The sequence below is a fragment of the Limimaricola soesokkakensis genome (genome assembly GCF_900172345.1).
Taxonomy (GTDB): Bacteria; Pseudomonadota; Alphaproteobacteria; order Rhodobacterales; family Rhodobacteraceae; genus Limimaricola; species Limimaricola soesokkakensis.
Genome location: NZ_FWFY01000003.1, coordinates 107,175 through 125,601, shown reverse-complemented (window position 1 = coordinate 125,601; position 18,427 = coordinate 107,175). Strand labels below are relative to the sequence as shown.

Below are 18,427 nucleotides of genomic sequence, written 5' to 3'. Positions count from 1 at the left end.
AAGGGACCGGCCGGTATGTCGATCAGCCCGCCATCTGCCGCGCGGAATCGAGCACGCTGGGCTCTTCGTGATAGGGACAGGCCACGCGGTGGCCGTCGCCCAGGTCGAGCATCGGCGGCAGGCCCTCGGCGCAATCGGGATGCGCCTTGGGGCAGCGGGTGCGGAACACGCAGCCCGAGGGTGGGTTCATCGGCGAAGGCAGCTCGCCGCCGAGCACCGGGCGCTGGCGCTTTCGCTCCAGCACCGGGTCGGGGATCGGCACGCTCGCGATGAGCGCCTGCGTATAGGGGTGCTCGGGGCTGGTGGTCAGCGCCTTGGACTTCGCCACCTCCATCACCCGGCCCAGATACATCACCACGATCCGGTCGGAGATGTGCTTCACGACAGAGAGATCATGCGCGATGAAGATCATCGCCAGCCCCATGTCGCGCTGCAGTTCCTTCAGGAGGTTCACCACCTGCGCCTGCACCGACACGTCGAGCGCCGAGACAGGCTCGTCGCAGATCAGCAGCTTGGGCTTGAGGATCAGCGCGCGGGCGATGCCGATGCGCTGGCACTGGCCGCCCGAGAACTCGTGCGGGTAACGGTTCACGAGGTTCGGCAGCAGCCCCACCCGCTCCATCAGCTCGGCCACCCGGCGGCGGACCTCCTTGCGGGGCGTCTTGGGCTCGTGGGTGACCAGCGGCTCGGCGATGATGTCGCCCACCGTCATGCGCGGGTTGAGCGCGGCGAGGGGGTCCTGGAACACCATCTGCACGTCCTTGCGGTGGACGCGGCGCTGACGCTCGGACATCGAGGCGAGGTCCTGGCCCTCGAACTCGATGCGGCCGCCTGTCGAGGCGATGGTGCCGACGATGGCGCGCGCCAGCGTCGACTTGCCCGAGCCGCTCTCGCCCACCACGCCGAGGCTTTCCCCCGGCGCGAGGTCGAAGCTGATGCCGCCGACGGCGTGCAGCTTCTTCGACGGCGTCCAGGGCCAGGCGCCACGCGGGCGGATGTCGAAGGCCACGCGCAGGTCCTCCACCCGCAGGATCGGCGCAGCGAGCTGGCCGGTGCGGTCGGGGCGACCGCCATTGCCGGCCCGCTTCGCAACCTGCGCGTCCTTGTGCGCCACCTCGGCCGGCGCAGGTGATGGCGGCGTCGCCACCGGCGTGCCGGAGGCCGGGGGCGCGGCGGGGATCGGATCGCCGGCCTCGTCGCGGCCCGTGGCCTCGGTGAACTTGTCGTCCTTGGGATCGGTCATCACTTCACCTCCTCGACGGGGGCATGGCAGGCGCGGCGCAGTTCGGGATAGCCTTCGGCAGGCAGCAGTTCGGGGCGCACCGTCGGGCACGGCCCATGCGCCCAGGCGCAGCGCGGCGTGAAGGGGCAGCCCTTGGGCAGCCGCGACATGTCCGGCGGCTCGCCCGCGATGGTCGAGAGCGTCTCGTCGTCGCGGTCGATGCGCGGCACGGCGCGCAGCAGGCCCAGCGTGTAGGGATGGGTCGGCCGTTCGAACAGCGTGTCGGTCGGGCCGGTCTCCATGATCTGGCCGCCATACATGACGAGCGTACGCTCGCAGGTGTCGGCGACGATGCCGAGATCATGGGTGATCAGGATGATCGCGGTGCCGAATTCCTGCCGGATCTCGGCCATCAGCTCCATGATCTGCGCCTGCACCGTCACATCGAGCGCGGTGGTCGGCTCGTCGGCGATCAGGAGCCGCGGCTGGCACAGCAGTGCCATCGCGATCATGATCCGCTGCCGCATCCCGCCCGAGAACTCGTGCGGGAACATGGTGATGCGGTTCTTGGCGTCGGGGATCTTGACCGCGTCGAGCATCTTCGTGGCCTCGGCGATCGCGTCGCGCTTGGTCATCCCCTTGTGCAGGGTCAGCACCTCGGCCATCTGCTCGGAAATCCGCATGTAGGGATTGAGCGAGGTCATCGGGTCCTGGAAGATCATGCCGATCTCCTCGGACCGGACCCGGTTCAGCTCCTTCTGCTTCAGCTCCAGCAGGTTGCGGCCGTCATAGCGGATCTGGCCCGTGGCGCGCCCGTTGCGCGCCAGGAGGCCCATTGCGGCAAAGGCGGTCTGGCTCTTGCCCGAGCCGCTCTCGCCGACGATGGCAAGGGTCTCGCCCTCCTCCACCGAGAAGGATACGCCGTTGACGGCGTTCACCTCGCCATCGCCGGTGGTGAAGGTGACGCGCAGGTCTTCGATGTCGAGCAGGGCCATCAGCGATCCTTGGGGTCGAGTGCATCACGCAGACCGTCGCCGACGAAGAAGAAGGCGAAGAGGGTGATGACGAAGAAGAAGAGCGGGAAGGCAAGCTGCCAGATCACGCCGTACTGCATGTTGCTGGCACCGTTCGAGATCAGCGCCCCGAGCGAGGTGTTCGGCTCCTGGATGCCGAGACCTAGGAAGCTGATGAAGCTCTCGGTGATGATCATCTGCGGCACGAGCAGCGTGGCGTAGACGATGACGAGGCCCAGGAGGTTCGGCACGATGTGGCGCAGGATGATCGTCATCGGCCGCACGCCGGTGGCATGCGCTGCCTCGACGAACTCCTTGCCCTTGATTGTCAAGGTCTGGCCGCGGGCGATGCGCGACATGTCGAGCCACGAGATCAGGCCGATGCCGATGAACAGCATCAGGATCGAGCGGCCGAAGATCACCAGCATCAGGATCAGCACGAACATGTAAGGCACCGACATCAGGATATCGACCGTGCGCATCATCGCGCCGTCGGTGCGCCCGCCCTTGTAGCCCGCGATGGCGCCGTAGAGCGTGCCGACGATCACCGCGACGCCGGCGCCGACGATGCCGACGAGAAGCGAGATCCGGGTGCCCTGCACGGTGCGCGCATAGAGGTCGCGGCCCGAGCTGTCGGTGCCGAAGTAATGCCCGGTCTCGAAGGAGGGCACGCCCTGCGTGGCGTTGGAGCCGATCAGCGAGAAATCGACGTAGTCGGGTTCGTACTGGGCGAGAAACCCGCCGAAGAAGGCGAAGATGCAGATCAGCACCAGCGCCACGAGACCGGCCACGGCGGCGCGGTTGCGCATGAAGCGCTGGCGCGCATCCTTCCACAGCGAGCGGCCCTTGACCTCGGCGGCGGCCTGCGCAGCGAGCAGGCGGTCGGCGGTGTCGGGATCGGGATTGAGCGACATGGGACCCCTCCTCAGTAGCGGATCTTCGGATCGATCCACGCGTAGAGCAGGTCGACCACGAGGTTGAACGTGACCGTCAGCACACCGACGAGGATGGTGATCCCCATGATGACCGAGTAGTCGCGGTTGAAGGCGGAGTTGACGAAGAACTGGCCGATGCCGCCGGTCGAGAAGAACACGTCGATGATCACCGAGCCGGTGATCATGCCGACGAAGGCAGGCCCGAGATAGCTGAGCACCGGCAGCATGGTGGGCTTCATCGCGTGCTTCCAGATGATCCGACTGGTCGGCAGGCCCTTGGCCCGCGCCGTGCGGATGAAGCCGGCATTGAGCACCTCGAGCATCGATGAGCGGGTGATCCGGGCGATCGAGGCCATGTAGGAGGTCGACAGCGCGATAACCGGCAGGATCAGGTACTCGATCTGCCCGCCCTGCCAGCCGCCGCCGGGCAGCCAGCCGAGCCACAGCGTGAAGACCAGCACCAGAATCGGCGCCATGACGAAATTGGGCAGCACCTGCGCGCCGATCGAGATGCCGACGGCGAGGTAGTCGAGCCAGGAATTGTGCCGGATCGCCGCGGCGACGCCGAGCGCGACGCCGACCACGAGGGCGACGATGAAGCTCCAGAACCCGTAGGTGAGCGTCACCGGGAAGCCTTGGGCGATCACGTCGTTGACGGTGCGGTCGCGGTACTGGAACGAGGGGCCGAAGTCGAAATGCACGACCACGTTCCAGACGTAGTTCGCCATCTGCTTCCAATAGGGCTGATCGAGCCCGTAGCGCGCCTCGATATTGGCCATGACCTGCGCGGGCAGCGGGCGTTCGGAATTGAAGGGGCCGCCGGGGGCGGCATACATCAGCACGAAGGAGATCACGACAAGCAGCAGGATCGTCGGGATCGCGACGGCGACGCGCCTGAGAACGTAGTTCAGCATGGGGGATGATACCTCGTTTCCGCAGCCTGCGGAAATGGATCGCGCCCCCCGGCGCAACGGCCAGGGGGCGCGGTTGTCGTCACATCAGGATTTACTCTTCCGCGACGCGGTAGAGGTCCTTGGCGTACCAGTTGTCCTGCGCGTTCTCGAGCGGGTAGCCCTTGATGGTGTCATCCATCATGAACACGGTGGCGTAGTGGTAGATCGGCAGGATCGGGAATTCCTGCGTCAGGATCTCCTCGGCCTGGGTGTAGAGCGGCAGCGGATCCTCGGCGGTCTTCGCCTCGGCCAGCAGCCCGTCGTAATCGGCGTTGTTGAAGCCGGAGTCGTTGTAGGACGAACCCGAGTCCATGATGTCGAGGAACGACGAGGCCTCGTTGTAGTCGGCGCACCAGCCGGCACGGGCGATCTCGTAGTTCTTGTTGTGGCGCTCTTCGAGGAAGGTCTGCCACTCCATGTTGGCCATCGAGATGTCGACGCCCAAGGTCTGCTTCCACATCTGGCCGATCGCGGTCGCGACCTGCTTGTGCGACTCGGAGGTGTTGTAGAGCAGGTCGAAGGAGAGCGACTCGCCGCCTTCGCCATAGCCGGCCTCGGCGAAGAGCTCCTTGGCGCGCTCGTTGCGCTCCTGCTGGCTCATCTGTGCCGCCTCGACCGAGGGAACCTCGAAGCCCGCGGTGGCCCAGTGGGTCAGCGTGTAGGCCGGTTTCTGGCCACCGGCGACGACGTTCTCGACGATCACGTCACGATCGATGGCGAGATAGAGCGCCTCGCGCACCTTCGGGTCCTTGAGTGCCTCGGGGCCGCTCTCGGAGACGTTCAGGTTGTAGTAGTAGGTGCACAGGTTCGGCACCGAGACCGCCTCGGTCGGGTGCTCCTCGGCGAGGCGCGGGAACTGGCCCGCGGGCACGTCGGTCTGGTCGAACTCGCCGGCGAGATAGCGGGTCAGCGCCTGGTTCTCGTCGTTGATAATGAGCGCCTTCACCTCTTCAATGATGACGTTCTCGGCGTCCCAGTATTCCGGGTTCTTCTTGAGCGTGATGTACTCCTGCGGGACGCGGTCCTCGAGCACGTAGGCGCCGTTCGACACCATGTTGCCGGGCTGGGTCCAGGCGTCGCCATGCTCTTCGATGGTCGCCTTCGGCACCGGGAAGGTGGTGGTGTGCGTCACCATCTGCGGGAAGTAGGGCAGACGCTGCGACAAGGTCACCTCAAGGGTGTGGTCGTCGATCGCCTTAACGCCGAGCTCGGACGGCTCCATGTCGCCCGCGATTACCTCGTCGACATTGGCGATCTTCATCAGGCCCATGTACCACTGGTACTCGGAGGCGGTCGCCGGGTCGGCGGCGCGCTGCCAGGAATAGACGAAGTCGTTCGCGGTCACCGGCTCGCCATTCGACCACTTGGCGTCGTCACGCAGGGTGAAGGTGTAGGTCAGGCCATCCTCGGAGACCTCGTAGCCGGTGGCCACGCCGGGCACCACGTCGCCCTTCTCGTCCTGGTTCATCAGGCCTTCGAACAGGTTGCGGCCGATATGGCTGCCCTCGACGTCCTCGATCAGGTTCGGGTCGATCGACGGGAATTCGTCGAGCACGCGGTAGGTGAAGCTCTGGTCGGCGGCGAGCTTCTCCCCGGTCTCGGGGTGCTCCATCATCGCGTGGCTTTCGGCATGGGCGACGCCAGCCATGGCGATCAGCGCCGCACCGGCGAGAAGGCGGGTCTTCAAGGTCATTAGATCATCCCTGTGTAAAAGGCGCGGGTGAGGCCGCGCCGGATGGACGTCCGCCCTTTGCGGGCGTGGTTGTGGCACGATCCTTTTGCGATAGGCCCTGCAATGCAAGACTATTCGCGGCATGACCATGCGACAGCAGACTCGCCGAATTTCCCCAAGGTCAGGCAAGATGAGCAACCTTATGGCGAAAATCCCGCCGCTTTCGTACAGATCATGTCGAGCGAACCCGAGCGCAGGGCAACTTCACGTTTCATTTCCCGTGCCCGCGTCCGGAAATTGTGATCAATCACGGATAGCAAAAATCTGCCGGCTCTCGTCACAGCCCTCCCTTAGCGCTAGTTCCGAGGCGGGAGAACACGCCAGATGACATGCTATCCGACCGACTCCGCCCCGGATTTCGTACGGGCAATGGAAGCGCGGCATGTGCCGCACGGAACGACATCCTGTCCGGCCCGACAGGCGGTTTCCGGGACCGACAGGTTCGGGGTCATGGGGCCGCTTCGCCACGGCACGGGGAGCTTGCGATGATCGAGCGGCTCGAGGCGTTCCTGGCGCTTGCCAAGGCCCGGCATTTCGGCCGTGCGGCCGAAGCGATGGGTGTGACGCAGCCCACCCTTTCAGCCGCGATCCGCCAGCTCGAGGATCAGCTCGGGGTGATGCTTGTGCGGCGGGGCTCGCGATTTCAGGGGCTGACGCCCGAGGGCGAGCGCGTGCTCGACTGGGCGAGGCGCATTTCGGGCGACGTGAAGGGCATGAAGGAGGAACTGCGCGCTGCGCGTGAGGGGCTTACCGGCGTGCTGCGGCTCGCGGTCATCCCGACGGCACTGGGCGCGGTGGCGCAACTCACCTCGCGCTTTTCGGCCGCGCATCCGAGAATGCGCTTCTCCATACGCTCGGCCACCACCACCCAGCTTCTGGCGGCGATCGAAGATCACGAGGCGGATGCCGGGATCGGCTATCTCGATAACGAGCCGCTGGGCCGGGTCGTCACCGTGCCGCTTTATACCGAGCGCTATGTCGCGGTGATGCGCGCCGACGCACCGCTGGCCGATCGCGACAGGCTGCGCTGGGGCGATCTGGCGCAGGTCGAGCTGTGCCTGCTCACCCCTGACATGCAGAACCGCCGGATCATCGCCGGGCATCTGCGGGCCGCTGGCGTCGAGGTTGCGCCCAAGGTCGAGACCAACTCGACCATCGTGCTGATCAGCCACGTGCTTGCCACCGGCTGGGTGACGATCCTGCCCGAGCGCGGCGCGGCGATCTTTCTGGAAGGGCAGCCGCTGGTCGCCCGCCCCCTGACCGCCCCCGATGCCGCGCATGAGATCGGGCTGATCGCGCCTTGGCGCGAGCCGCACACGCCGCTGCTCTCGGCCCTGCTCGCCGAGGCTCGGCGCTTCGACAAGTTATGATAGGATTTCTCTATCGCGGCACGGAACAGCGATATTGATCCGGGGCGTGAGCATGCAGTTGTATGCGCGGACGACTCGAGGAGGAGCCAGCCAATGCCGACACCGCCAGCCCCCGTCGATCTGGAGACGCGCCTTGGCGCGATTCTCTCCGATCACGCGCAACTTGAGGGGCCGCTGCTGCCGATCCTGCACGCGGTGCAGGCCGAATGGGGCTACGTGCCGCCGGAGGCGCTGCCGATCATCGCCGAAGGGCTGAACATCAGCCGCGCCGAGGTGCATGGCGTGGTCAGCTTCTACCATGATTTCCGCGAGGAGCCGGCGGGCCGCCACATGGTCAAGATCTGCCGCGCCGAGGCCTGCCAGGCCCGTGGCGGCCATGGCGTCGAAGCCGCGGCCAAGGCCCGGCTTGGCGTCGACTGGCACGGCACCACCGCCGATGGCGGCGTGACGCTGGAGCCCGTGTATTGCCTCGGCCTCTGCGCCACCGGCCCTGCCGCGATGATCGACGGTCGCGTCGTGGCCCGCGTCGACGAGAAGCGGCTCGAAACCCTGCTCTCGGAGGTCGGCGCATGAGCAAGCTGAAGATCTACGTCCCCCGTGACGCCGCCGCCCTCGCGGTCGATGCCGAAAAGGTCGCCGAGGCGGTGCTGGCCGAGGCGAAGATCCGCGAGATCGAGGTCGAGCTGATCCGCAACGGCTCGCGCGGGATGCTCTGGCTGGAGCCGATGGTCGAGGTCGAGAAGGACGGCGTCCGCCATGCCTTCGGCCCGGTGACGCCGCACGACGTCGAGGCGCTGTTCGACACCGATTGGGACGATCATACCCTCGCCCTCGGCCCGACCGAGGAGATCGACTGGATGAAGCGGCAGACCCGCCTCACCTTTGCCCGCGTCGGCGTCATCGATCCGCTCTCCCTCGATGCCTACGAGGCGCATGGCGGCCTCAAGGGTCTGCGCCGGGCGCTCGGCATGACCGGCACCGAGATGATCGACGAGATGAAGGAATCGGGCCTGCGCGGTCGTGGCGGCGCCGGTTTCCCGACCGGCATCAAGTGGGACACGGTGCGGCTCGCCCCTGCCTCGCAGAAATACATTGTCGCCAATGCCGACGAGGGCGATTCCGGCACCTTCGCCGATCGGATGCTGATGGAGGGCGACCCCTTCAGCCTGATCGAGGGCATGGCGATCGCCGGCATCTGCGTCGGCGCGACCAAGGGCTACATCTACCTGCGCTCGGAGTATCCCGAGGCGATCCACACCATGAACGAGGCGATCCGCATCGCCCGCGCGCGCGGTGTGCTCGGCGCGTCGGTGCTCGGCTCCGGCTTCACCTATGACATGGAGGTCCGCGTCGGCGCAGGCGCCTATGTCTGCGGCGAGGAGACCTCGCTGCTGAACAGCCTCGAGGGCAAGCGCGGCGTGGTGCGCGCCAAGCCGCCCCTCCCGGCGATCGAAGGCTTCCTCGGCAAGCCGACCGTGGTGAACAACATCATCTCGCTCGGCACCGTGCCGGTGATCTTCGAAAAGGGCGCGGCGCATTACCGCGACTTCGGGCTGGGGCGCTCGCGCGGCACCATCCCGATCCAGATCGCGGGCAACGTGAAGTTCGGCGGCCTGTTCGAAACTGCCTTCGGCACCTCTCTCGGCGCACTGGTCGACGAGATCGGCGGCGGCACGGCGACGGGCCGCCCGGTCAAGGCGGTGCAGGTCGGCGGCCCGCTGGGTGCCTATTTTCCCCGCTCCAAGTTCGACACGCCCTTCGGATACGAGGAGTTCGACGGTCAAGGCGGCCTGATCGGCCATGCGGGCGTGGTGGTGTTCGACGACACCGCCGACATGCTTGGCATGGCGCGCTTCGCGATGGAGTTCTGCGCGGTCGAGAGCTGCGGCAAGTGCACGCCCTGCCGGATCGGCGCGGTGCGCGGTGTCGAGACGGTCGACCGGATCGCGCGTGGCGATGCCTCGGCGATCCCGCTGCTGACCGATCTTTGTGATACCATGAAGGACGGCTCGCTCTGCGCGCTGGGCGGCTTCACCCCCTACCCCGTCATGTCGGCGCTCACCCATTTCCCTGACGATTTCCATGCCAATGCCAAGGAGGCAGCGGAATGAAGGACTTTTTGATCCCCTTTGACGGTCCGGGCGGCACCGGCCTGCACGACGACCGCGACATGGGCACGCCCGCCGCGACCTCCACCAGCATGGTGACGTTGAGCATCGACGGCTTCGAGGTGACGGTGCCCGACGGCACGAGCGTCATGCGCGCCTCGGCCGAGCTGGGCATCCAGGTGCCCAAGCTCTGCGCCAGCGACAACATGGCCGCCTTCGGCTCCTGCCGTCTCTGCGTGGTCGAGATCGAGGGCCGTCGCGGCACCCCCGCCTCCTGCACCACGCCGGTGGCCGAGGGCATGGTGGTCCACACCCAGACCTCCAAGATCAAGAAGCTCCGCAAGGGGGTGATGGAGCTCTACATCTCCGACCACCCGCTCGATTGCCTGACCTGCGGCGCCAATGGCGATTGCGAGTTGCAGGACATGGCGGGCGCCGTGGGCCTGCGCGACGTGCGCTACACCCCCGGCGACAACCACTACGACCCCTCGGGCACCGGTGCGCGGAGCCAGGCCGAGGCGCGGCTGCGCAACCCGGTGGGCATCAACAACCCGCAGTTCATCCCCAAGGATGACAGCAACCCTTACTTCACCTACGACCCCTCCAAGTGCATCGTCTGCTCGCGCTGCGTGCGGGCCTGCGAGGAGGTGCAGGGCACCTTCGCGCTGACCATCGAGGGTCGCGGCTTCGACAGCCGGGTTTCGGCGGGCACCAAGCTCGACGATTTCATGACCTCGGACTGCGTGTCCTGCGGCGCCTGCGTGCAGGCCTGCCCGACCGCGACGCTGCAGGAGAAGTCGGTGATCGAGATCGGCACGCCCGATCGCGCCGTCGTCACCACCTGCGCCTATTGCGGCGTCGGCTGTTCGTTCAAGGCCGAGATGCGCGGCGACGAGCTGGTGCGGATGACCCCCTACAAGCACGGCAAGGCCAATCGCGGCCACTCTTGCGTCAAGGGCCGCTTCGCCTATGGCTATGCCGCGCACAAGGACCGCATCCTCAACCCGATGATCCGCGACAGCATTGACCAGCCCTGGAAAAAGGTGTCCTGGGACGAGGCGATTGGCTTTGCCGCCAAGAAGATGCGCGGCATCCAGGATCAGTACGGCAAGAAGTCGATCGGCGTGATCACCTCGTCGCGCTGCACCAACGAGGAGACCTACCTCGTCCAGAAGATGGCTCGCGCCGTCTTCGGCAACAACAACACCGATACCTGCGCCCGCGTCTGTCACTCACCCACGGGATACGGCCTAGGCCAGACCTACGGCACTTCGGCCGGGACGCAGGATTTCGATTCGGTCGAGGACACGGATGTGGTCGTCGTCATCGGGGCCAACCCGACCGACGGCCACCCGGTCTTCGCGAGCCGCCTCAAGAAGCGGTTGCGGGAGGGGGCGAAGCTGATCGTCGTCGATCCTCGCCGGATCGACCTTGTTAAAAGCCCGCATGTCGCTGCTGCGCATCACCTAGCGCTGCGGCCGGGCACCAACGTCGCGATCGTCACCGCGATGGCGCATGTGATCGTGACCGAGGGCCTCTACGACGAGGAGTTCATCCGCACCCGCTGCGACTGGGAGGAGTTCCAGGACTACGTGGAGTTCGTGGCCGAGGATCGCCACGCGCCCGAGGCGGTCGAAATGCTCACCGGCGTCCCGGCGGAAGAGCTGCGCAAGGCTGCCCGTCTCTACGCCACGGGCGGCAACGGCGCGATCTATTACGGTCTCGGCGTGACCGAGCATTCCCAAGGTTCGACCACCGTCATCGGCATCGCCAACCTCGCCATGCTGACCGGCAATATCGGTCGTCGCGGCGTCGGCGTGAACCCGCTGCGCGGCCAGAACAACGTGCAGGGCTCCTGCGACATGGGCTCCTTCCCGCACGAACTGCCGGGCTACCGGCACGTCTCGGGCTCGGAGGTCCGCGAGGTGTTCGAGAGCCTGTGGAACGTCAAGCTCGACAGCGAGCCGGGCCTGCGCATTCCCAACATGCTGGATGCCGCCGTCGACGGCACCTTCAAGGGCCTCTACTGCCAGGGCGAGGACATCCTTCAGTCCGACCCCGACACCAAGCACGTGGCGGCGGGTCTGGCGGCGATGGACTGCGTGATCGTGCAGGACCTGTTCCTGAACGAGACCGCGAACTACGCGCATGTCTTCCTGCCCGGCTCGACCTTCCTCGAAAAGGACGGCACCTTCACAAATGCCGAGCGCCGTATCAACCGCGTGCGCAAGGTGATGGCGCCAAAGAACGGCTATGCCGATTGGGAGGTGACGCAGCTCTTGGCGAACGCGATGGGCGGCGGCTGGACCTATACCCACCCTGCGCAGATCATGGCCGAGATCGCGGCGACGACGCCGAGCTTCGCCAATGTCAGCTACGAGCTGCTGGAGGAGAAAGGCTCGGTGCAGTGGCCCTGCAACGACGCCTCGCCCGAGGGCACGCCGCTCATGCATATCGACGGCTTCGTGCGCGGTCGCGGGCGTTTCATCCGCACCGAATACGTGGCGACCGACGAGAAGACCGGCCCGCGTTTCCCGCTGCTGCTCACCACTGGGCGCATCCTGTCGCAGTACAATGTGGGCGCGCAGACTCGGCGGACCGAGAACTCGCGCTGGCACGAGGAGGACGTGCTGGAGATCCACCCGCATGATGCCGAGCTGCGCGGCGTGCGCGACGGCGACTACGTCCGTCTCGCCTCGCGCTCGGGCGACACGAGCCTGCGTGCGCTGATCACCGACCGGGTCAGCCCCGGCGTGGTCTACACCACCTTCCACCACCCGACGACGCAGGCCAACGTCATCACCACCGACTTCTCGGACTGGGCCACCAACTGCCCGGAATACAAGGTGACGGCGGTGCAGGTCAGCCCGTCGAACGGCCCCTCCGAATGGCAGCAGGACTACGACGCGCAGGCCGAGCAATCGCGCCGCATCCTGCCGGCGGCGGAATGAGCGACGGGCTGCATCCCTACCGCCGGGTTGCGGCCCATGACACGGGCGCGGTCTCCGCGCCCGTGTCGCTGCCCGAGGAGACCCCGGTGGCGGTGGTCTACAACGGCTCGACCCAAGCGGTGATGATGGCGACGCCCGCCGACATCGAGGATTTCGCGCGCGGTTTCACCCTCACCGAAGGCTTCGCAGAAGCGCACGAGATCGGCGAGGTCGAGATCGTCGAACAGCCAAACGGCATCGAGGCCCGGATCTGGCTGCCCGAGGACAAGCAGGCCGCACTCGACGCGCGCCGCCGCGCGCAGGTCGGCCCGGTGGGCTGCGGCCTGTGCGGCATCGACAGCCTCGCACAGGCCGCGCGCGAGGTGCGGGCCGTCCCCGCCTCGAACCTCGTGCTCGCCCCGTCCGAGATCGCCGCCGCGCTTCAGGCCCTGCGCGCGATGCAGCCGCTGCACGACGAGACCCGCGCCGTCCATGCGGCGGGCTTCTACGTGCCGGGCCGGGGCATCGTGCTGGCGCGCGAGGACGTGGGCCGCCATAACGCGCTCGACAAGCTGGCGGGCGCCATGGCGGCGGCCGGGACCGATCCGGCCTCGGGCGCGGTCGTGCTGACCTCGCGGCTGTCGCTTGAGATGGTCCAGAAGACCGCGATGATCGGCGCGCCAGTGATGCTCTCGGTCTCGCAACCCACCGCCCATGCGGTGCGGCTGGCAGAGGAGGCAGGCGTCGCGCTCGTCACCCACAACCGCCACGGCATCCGCATCTTTACCCATCACGCCCGCATAGGGAGCGCCCATGTCCTCTAGAACCACCGACGAAAAGCTCGTCTACATGGCGAACCAGATCGCCACCTTCTTCGAAAGCCAGGCCGAGGGCACCCGCGCCGAACGCGTGGCCGAACATCTGCGCAGCTTCTGGGAGCCGCGAATGCGCGACCGGCTGTTCGAGATGATGGATGCGGGTCAGGCCGAGGCTCTGAAGCCCCTCGCACGCAAGGGCGCCGAGATCTGGCGCGCGCATGGCCAGGCCGTCCCGGCCCACTCCGAGGAGGAGTGAGGCACCCCGGCTCAAGCCGCGCCCGTCCCTTTCATCTTTCTATAAATACGCATGGCGAAACCCGGCGGGCCAAGAACGACCTTCCGGGCCTCGACTAGTCCTGCGACCCGACCCGAATGCGTCTTTCCGTAAAGACGAAATGACAGGCGCGTTCAGCTTTCCGACTTCGCCCGGTAGATCCCTTCGGGCAGGTGCAGCGCCGCGCCCAGTTCACGTGCCTGATGCAGCGACAGGGTGATGCGAACCACCGCATCGCGCCGGGGGTCGTATTGCTCCACCGTGACGCAATCCTCGAAGGCGCAGACGGTGACGTCCTCCTGCAGGTTCGCCGCCCCTTCATCGACAAGGGTGACCACGGTGGCGTCGAAATCATGCTCGATGGTAAACATGGCCCCAGCCTAGGCAGGCCCGGTCCGCGCCGCAAGCGCGACGGCAACCCCATGCCGATCGCGTGAACAGCGCGCCCGCAGGACTGGCCGCGCCCCGGCCGCGCCGCTAGGATCATCCGCAAAGCCCTCAGACAACCGGAAATTCCTGCCGATGCTGTCACGCCTCACTCTCCTCGCCCTGGCCGCCGGCCTCGGGCTCTCGGCCTGCGCGCCACCCGTCGTGGTCGCCACCGGCCCGCAGCGGACCACCACCGTCACCCGCCCCGGCACCCCGGCCCCGACCCAGGTGACCGTCTCGAAGGGGCCCGGCGTGGTGGCCGACCCCGATGCCGCCCGCGTCGCCGCGCGCAATTTCGTGCAGGTGGTCGAACGTCTCGAGCCGGTCGCCGAGCAGGTCTGCCGCGCCAACGCGCCGCAGCTCGATTGCGATTTCCGGATCGTCGTCGATGACCGCCCCGGCCAGCCCGCCAATGCCTACCAGACCCGCGATGCGCAGGGACGGCCGATCCTCGCCTTCACCGTGGCGCTTCTCGGCGAGGTGCGAAACGCGGACGAGCTCGCTTTCGTGCTCAGCCACGAGGCGGCGCATCACATTGCCGGTCATCTCGACCGGCAGAGCCGCAACGCCGCGATCGGCGCCACGGTGTTCGGCCAGCTCGCCAGTGGCCTCGGCGGCGGCAACGCCGACGTTGTGCGCACAGCGCAGCAGATCGGCGCGGGCGTCGGCGCGCGCAGCTACTCCAAGGATTTCGAGCTGGAGGCCGATGCGCTGGGCACCACCATCGCCAAGCGCGCGGGCTACGATCCCGTCAACGGCGCCCAGTTCTTCCTGCGAATCCCCGACCCGGGCGACGCTTTCCTTGGGACCCACCCGCCGAACGCACAGCGCATGGAGATCGTCCGCCGCACCGCTGCGGGCCTCTGACGCGATCTCCTGAAACGACCGAAATCCGGTCGGGGGTGCTCAGCCGAGCACCCCCATCGTGATCGCGGCAAAGAAGCAGGCCGAGGCTGCCAGCACGAAGCCATGCCAGATCGCGTTGGAAAAGCGCAGCTTTTCCCACAGGAAGAAGATCACGCCGGCCGAGTAGAGCAGCCCGCCGATGACCACCAGCACGGTCGAGGCCACCGGCAGCGTCAGCGCCAGCGACCAGACCAGCGCGGTGCTTAGCCAGCCGAGAACGAGGTAGAGAGTCGGCCCGAGCCGGCCCGGGCTCTTCCAGAAGAACAGACGCGAGATCGCGCCGCCCAGCGCCACGGCCCAGACCACCGCGAGGATCGCATAGGCGAAGGCCGACCCGATCAGTACCACCAGTGGCGTGTAGGTGCCCGCAATCTTCAGGTAGATCGCCGCGTGGTCGATCCGCCGCAGCACCGGCCGGAGCCCAGTCCATGGCGTCATGTGGTAAAAGGCCGAGGCCGTGAATGTCGCGATCAGCGCGCCGCCATAGACGGCGACGGCGGCGATCCGGCCCGCCTGCGCCTCCGCCGCCATCGCCGAGAACACGATGAGCAGCACCGCGCCGGTCAGCGCGAAGGTCACGCCGAGCGCATGGATCACGCCATCGGCGATGCGCTCGGAACGGGCATAGGCGGGATAGTCTTCGTGTTGAGGTGTCATGGGTTCACATCTAGCGCGGCGCGGCGGCCGGTGCAGGGGGCATTGGTACAGGTCGCAGCGTCACCGGCATTTCATTGCTGCCGGCAAGGCTCCGGCGCGTCTTGGCTTCGCCCGGCAGAGCGGCCATTCTGCGCGCTCCGATCCGGGAGCCGAAGATGCGCGAACATTACGAGAGGCTGCGCATGCGCGCGGTTTGGTCCTGGCAGGGCCTCAAGCATATCTGGAACACCGAGGGCAGCCTGCACCAATGGATGTGGGCCAATATCGTCTCGGCCGGCCTCGCCTTCCTGCTGCCGCTCTCGGCCGGCGAGCGGGGCATGCTGCTGATGGGCGGCATCATGGTGCTGGCCTTCGAATGCCTCAACACCGCGATCGAGCGGGTGGTCGACGACGTCTCGGAAGAGCGCCGCGAGTTGGCCAAGCAGGCCAAGGATTCGGGCAGTGCGGCGGTGGCGGTGGCGGGCGCGGCAGTGGGGCTGGCCTGGATCTGCGTGCTGGGGGGACTGGTGCTCTGAGGCGTTGCCCGTGAAACATCGCAACAAAAGAGGCCGCGCCCGGAAGCGCGGCCTTTAGTCGCTCATTCGGGCCGATCAGCTCTCGGGCGGCAGCACCCGCAGGCGCAGTTCGCGCAGCTGCTCGTTAGTGGGCTCGGAGGGCGCGTTCATCATCAGGTCCTCGGCCCGCTGGTTCATCGGGAAGAGGATGACCTCGCGGATGTTGGCCTCGTCGGCGAGCAGCATCACCATGCGGTCGATGCCCGCCGCGCAGCCGCCATGCGGGGGCGCGCCGTACTGGAACGCGTTGACCATGCCGCCGAAGCGCTTGCGCACCTCTTCCTCGCCATAGCCCGCCAGTTCGAACGCCTTGAACATGATCTCCGGCTTGTGGTTCCGGATCGCCCCCGAGATCAGCTCGTAGCCGTTGCAGGCGAGGTCGTACTGGTAGCCCAGTACTTGAAGCGGATCGCCCTGCAGCGCCTCCATGCCGCCCTGCGGCATCGAGAACGGGTTGTGGGAGAAGTCGATCCGGCCCTCGTCGTCCTTCTCGTACATTGGGAAATCGACGATCCAGGCAAAGGCGAAGCGGTCGGTCTCGGTCAGACCCAGCTCCTCGCCGATCACCACGCGGGCACGGCCGGCCACGCGCTCGAATGCCTCGGGCTTGCCGCCGAGAAAGAAGGCCGCGTCACCGACGCCGAGGCCCAGCTGCTGGCGGATCGCCTCTGTGCGCTCCGGCCCGATGTTCTTGGCAAGCGGACCGGCGGCTTCCATGCCACCCTCGGCCTCGCGCCAGAAGATGTAGCCCATGCCCGGAAGACCTTCCTTCTGGGCGAAGGCGTTCATCCGGTCGCAGAACTTGCGCGAGCCGCCCGTCGGCGCGGGAATCGCACGGATCTGCGTGCCTTCCTGTTCCAGCAGCTTGGCGAAGATCGCGAAGCCCGAGCCTTTGAAATGCTCGGAGACGTCCTGCATCCTGATCGGGTTTCGCAGGTCTGGCTTGTCGGTGCCGTACCACAGCGCCGCGTCCTTGTAGGAGATGAGCGGCCATTCGGTGTCGACCTTCCGGCCGCCGCCAAACTCCTCGAAGATGCCCTGCATCACTGGCTGGATTGTGTCGAACACGTCCTGCTGCTCGACGAAGCTCATCTCCATGTCGAGCTGGTAGAAATCGGTCGGCGAGCGATCGGCGCGCGGGTCCTCGTCGCGGAAGCAGGGCGCGATCTGGAAATACTTGTCGAAGCCAGAGACCATCAGGAGTTGCTTGAACTGCTGCGGCGCCTGCGGCAGCGCGTAGAACTTGCCCGGATGCAGGCGCGAGGGCACGAGGAAGTCGCGCGCGCCTTCGGGTGAGGAGGCGGTGATGATCGGCGTCTGGTACTCGCGGAAGTTCTGGTCCCACATCCGCTGGCGGATCGAGCGGACCACGTCCGAGCGCAGCGTCATGTTGGCCTGCATCGCCTCGCGGCGTAGGTCGAGATAGCGGTACTTGAGACGCGTTTCCTCGGGGTATTCCTGATCGCCGAAGACCTGCAGCGGCAGCTCCTTGGAGGCACCCAGCACCTCGACGCCGCGCACGAAGACCTCGATCTCGCCGGTCGGCAGCTTGGGGTTCACCAGCTCAGGCGCGCGGGCCTTCACCTCGCCATCGATGCGGATGCACCATTCCGAGCGCAGCTTCTCGACATCGGCGAAGGCGGCGCTGTCGGGATCGCAGAGCACCTGCGTGACGCCGTAATGGTCGCGCAGGTCGATAAACAGGATGCCGCCATGGTCGCGGATCCGATGCACCCAGCCCGACAGCCGGACGGTATCGCCGACATTGTCACGGGTCAGGGCGGCGCAGGTGTGGGTGCGGTAGGCGTGCATTCTTGGTCCCTTTCGGCGGGTGTCGCGCCGATACACCGGGTTGGGGCCTTGATGTCAAGCAAGCCGAGGGGTCAGCCCGCGACGAGCCGCGCCGGGATCAGTCCGCGAAGCGAGTTGCCCATGAAGAAGCGGGCGCCTGCGAGCTCGTCCGGTCTCACGACCGCCTCGCGCCAGCCCTGCTTCAAGAGCTCGGCCCGCAGCACGCCGGGCAGCAGCCCGCAGGACAAAGCCGGCGTCCGATCCCCGACGAAGAGATTGGTGATCGTGCCCTCGCAAGCCTCACCCGCCCGGTTCAGGAACAGCCACTCGTCCAAGCCTTCGGGCAGCGCGGCTCGCGCCTTGTCGTAGAGCGCGCGCCGTGTCGTCTTGCGGTAGAGCCAAGGGTCGGACGGGTCGAGCCGCTCGGGATGAATCGCCACGCGCCATTCCGGCGGGTTCGGCCCGAGCGGCGCCGTGGTCAGGTCGAACTCGCCATCGGGCCCGAGCGTCAGGCGGCAGCGCAGCGGTGCCTCGGGCGCGAGGTCGAGCAACGTCTCGGCGCGGGTGCGGTCGAAGGGGTAGCTCAGCGCCTCGGCGGTGGCTCCCATGCGGTCGAGATGCGCGGGCAAGCGGCGCGGCCCCTCGCCGGGATGCGCGCCAAGCGTCTCGATGATCTGCGGCCGCGCTCCGGCCGGCACCGGCGGATCTGCGTATTTGGGGAACAAAGTGGCCATG

Annotated in this window: 17 protein-coding genes; 8 read left to right on the top strand and 9 right to left on the bottom strand. The window is 67.0% G+C overall.

Going from position 1 to position 18,427, the window contains the following annotated elements; translation table 11 throughout:
- Positions 1–22: 22 nt before the first annotated feature.
- From LOS8367_RS05980 to LOS8367_RS05960, 5 genes are all read right to left on the bottom strand, one after another.
- Entirely contained in the window at positions 23–1,243 is a 1,221-nt protein-coding gene (locus tag LOS8367_RS05980; protein WP_242665515.1) for an oligopeptide/dipeptide ABC transporter ATP-binding protein, read from the bottom strand.
- A complete protein-coding gene (locus LOS8367_RS05975; RefSeq protein ID WP_085895583.1) occupies positions 1,243–2,217 on the bottom strand; it encodes an oligopeptide/dipeptide ABC transporter ATP-binding protein in 975 nt (324 codons plus the stop codon). The genes LOS8367_RS05980 and LOS8367_RS05975 overlap by 1 nt, the downstream gene beginning before the upstream one ends.
- Entirely contained in the window at positions 2,217–3,149 is a 933-nt protein-coding gene (locus LOS8367_RS05970) for an ABC transporter permease subunit (protein ID WP_085895582.1), read from the bottom strand. Before LOS8367_RS05970 ends, LOS8367_RS05975 begins: the two co-directional genes overlap by 1 nt.
- 11 nt (positions 3,150–3,160) lie before the next feature.
- Positions 3,161–4,084, bottom strand: a complete 924-nt coding sequence (gene oppB, locus LOS8367_RS05965) for an oligopeptide ABC transporter permease OppB (protein WP_085895581.1) — start codon at positions 4,082–4,084, stop codon at positions 3,161–3,163.
- Between the two features lie 91 nt (positions 4,085–4,175).
- Positions 4,176–5,816, bottom strand: a complete 1,641-nt coding sequence (locus LOS8367_RS05960; protein ID WP_085895580.1) for a peptide ABC transporter substrate-binding protein — start codon at positions 5,814–5,816, stop codon at positions 4,176–4,178.
- Between the two features lie 524 nt (positions 5,817–6,340).
- On the opposite strand from LOS8367_RS05960, the gene LOS8367_RS05955 reads away from it, so the two are divergent.
- From LOS8367_RS05955 to LOS8367_RS05930, 6 genes are all read left to right on the top strand, one after another.
- Positions 6,341–7,225 (top strand): LysR family transcriptional regulator, encoded by an 885-nt coding sequence (locus LOS8367_RS05955; RefSeq protein ID WP_085895579.1) that lies wholly within the window; start codon positions 6,341–6,343, stop codon positions 7,223–7,225.
- A gap of 93 nt (positions 7,226–7,318) precedes the next feature.
- Positions 7,319–7,798 carry a formate dehydrogenase subunit gamma gene (locus LOS8367_RS05950; protein WP_085895578.1) on the top strand — a complete coding sequence of 160 codons (480 nt, stop codon included), beginning with the start codon at positions 7,319–7,321 and terminating at the stop codon, positions 7,796–7,798.
- A 5-nt stretch (positions 7,799–7,803) separates the two neighbouring features.
- Positions 7,804–9,336: a formate dehydrogenase beta subunit gene (locus LOS8367_RS05945; RefSeq protein WP_085895886.1), complete on the top strand. Its 1,533-nt coding sequence runs from the start codon at positions 7,804–7,806 to the stop codon at positions 9,334–9,336.
- Positions 9,333–12,284: a formate dehydrogenase subunit alpha gene (gene fdhF, locus LOS8367_RS05940; RefSeq protein WP_085895577.1), complete on the top strand. Its 2,952-nt coding sequence runs from the start codon at positions 9,333–9,335 to the stop codon at positions 12,282–12,284. Before LOS8367_RS05945 ends, fdhF begins: the two co-directional genes overlap by 4 nt.
- A complete protein-coding gene (gene fdhD, locus LOS8367_RS05935; RefSeq protein WP_085895576.1) occupies positions 12,281–13,087 on the top strand; it encodes a formate dehydrogenase accessory sulfurtransferase FdhD in 807 nt (268 codons plus the stop codon). The genes fdhF and fdhD overlap by 4 nt, the downstream gene beginning before the upstream one ends.
- On the top strand, positions 13,077–13,337 hold the full coding sequence (locus LOS8367_RS05930; RefSeq protein ID WP_085895575.1) for a formate dehydrogenase subunit delta: 261 nt from the start codon (positions 13,077–13,079) through the stop codon (positions 13,335–13,337). The genes fdhD and LOS8367_RS05930 overlap by 11 nt, the downstream gene beginning before the upstream one ends.
- A gap of 152 nt (positions 13,338–13,489) precedes the next feature.
- Here LOS8367_RS05930 and LOS8367_RS05925 read toward each other — a convergent pair whose 3' ends face one another.
- Positions 13,490–13,726: a DUF8831 family protein gene (locus tag LOS8367_RS05925; protein WP_085895574.1), complete on the bottom strand. Its 237-nt coding sequence runs from the start codon at positions 13,724–13,726 to the stop codon at positions 13,490–13,492.
- Positions 13,727–13,877: 151 nt separating this feature from the next.
- On the opposite strand from LOS8367_RS05925, the gene LOS8367_RS05920 reads away from it, so the two are divergent.
- Positions 13,878–14,651 carry a M48 family metallopeptidase gene (locus LOS8367_RS05920; RefSeq protein WP_085895573.1) on the top strand — a complete coding sequence of 258 codons (774 nt, stop codon included), beginning with the start codon at positions 13,878–13,880 and terminating at the stop codon, positions 14,649–14,651.
- Between the two features lie 39 nt (positions 14,652–14,690).
- On the opposite strand, the gene trhA is transcribed toward LOS8367_RS05920, so the two are convergent.
- Positions 14,691–15,347, bottom strand: a complete 657-nt coding sequence (gene trhA, locus LOS8367_RS05915) for a PAQR family membrane homeostasis protein TrhA (RefSeq protein ID WP_085895572.1) — start codon at positions 15,345–15,347, stop codon at positions 14,691–14,693.
- 155 nt (positions 15,348–15,502) lie between these two features.
- Here trhA and LOS8367_RS05910 point away from each other — a divergent pair, with 155 nt between their 5' ends.
- Entirely contained in the window at positions 15,503–15,862 is a 360-nt protein-coding gene (locus LOS8367_RS05910) for a diacylglycerol kinase (RefSeq protein ID WP_085895571.1), read from the top strand.
- Positions 15,863–15,937: 75 nt separating this feature from the next.
- Here the strand turns inward: LOS8367_RS05910 and aspS are convergent, their stop codons facing one another.
- Both aspS and LOS8367_RS05900 read right to left on the bottom strand, forming a co-directional pair.
- Positions 15,938–17,713, bottom strand: coding sequence for an aspartate--tRNA ligase (gene aspS / locus LOS8367_RS05905; protein WP_085895570.1), 1,776 nt, complete (start codon positions 17,711–17,713; stop codon positions 15,938–15,940).
- A 71-nt stretch (positions 17,714–17,784) separates the two neighbouring features.
- Positions 17,785–18,426 carry an aminotransferase class IV family protein gene (locus LOS8367_RS05900; RefSeq protein ID WP_085895569.1) on the bottom strand — a complete coding sequence of 214 codons (642 nt, stop codon included), beginning with the start codon at positions 18,424–18,426 and terminating at the stop codon, positions 17,785–17,787.
- Position 18,427: the final 1 nt, after the last annotated feature.

Coding starts and splice junctions, on each gene's coding strand:
- LOS8367_RS05980 (WP_242665515.1), bottom strand. CDS start 1,243: ATGACCGATCCCAAGGACGACAAGTTCACCGAGGCCACGGGCCGCGAC.
- LOS8367_RS05975 (WP_085895583.1), bottom strand. CDS start 2,217: ATGGCCCTGCTCGACATCGAAGACCTGCGCGTCACCTTCACCACCGGC.
- LOS8367_RS05970 (WP_085895582.1), bottom strand. CDS start 3,149: ATGTCGCTCAATCCCGATCCCGACACCGCCGACCGCCTGCTCGCTGCG.
- oppB (WP_085895581.1), bottom strand. CDS start 4,084: ATGCTGAACTACGTTCTCAGGCGCGTCGCCGTCGCGATCCCGACGATC.
- LOS8367_RS05960 (WP_085895580.1), bottom strand. CDS start 5,816: ATGACCTTGAAGACCCGCCTTCTCGCCGGTGCGGCGCTGATCGCCATG.
- LOS8367_RS05955 (WP_085895579.1), top strand. CDS start 6,341: ATGATCGAGCGGCTCGAGGCGTTCCTGGCGCTTGCCAAGGCCCGGCAT.
- LOS8367_RS05950 (WP_085895578.1), top strand. CDS start 7,319: ATGCCGACACCGCCAGCCCCCGTCGATCTGGAGACGCGCCTTGGCGCG.
- fdhF (WP_085895577.1), top strand. CDS start 9,333: ATGAAGGACTTTTTGATCCCCTTTGACGGTCCGGGCGGCACCGGCCTG.
- fdhD (WP_085895576.1), top strand. CDS start 12,281: ATGAGCGACGGGCTGCATCCCTACCGCCGGGTTGCGGCCCATGACACG.
- LOS8367_RS05930 (WP_085895575.1), top strand. CDS start 13,077: ATGTCCTCTAGAACCACCGACGAAAAGCTCGTCTACATGGCGAACCAG.
- LOS8367_RS05925 (WP_085895574.1), bottom strand. CDS start 13,726: ATGTTTACCATCGAGCATGATTTCGACGCCACCGTGGTCACCCTTGTC.
- LOS8367_RS05920 (WP_085895573.1), top strand. CDS start 13,878: ATGCTGTCACGCCTCACTCTCCTCGCCCTGGCCGCCGGCCTCGGGCTC.
- trhA (WP_085895572.1), bottom strand. CDS start 15,347: ATGACACCTCAACACGAAGACTATCCCGCCTATGCCCGTTCCGAGCGC.
- LOS8367_RS05910 (WP_085895571.1), top strand. CDS start 15,503: ATGCGCGAACATTACGAGAGGCTGCGCATGCGCGCGGTTTGGTCCTGG.
- aspS (WP_085895570.1), bottom strand. CDS start 17,713: ATGCACGCCTACCGCACCCACACCTGCGCCGCCCTGACCCGTGACAAT.
- LOS8367_RS05900 (WP_085895569.1), bottom strand. CDS start 18,426: ATGGCCACTTTGTTCCCCAAATACGCAGATCCGCCGGTGCCGGCCGGA.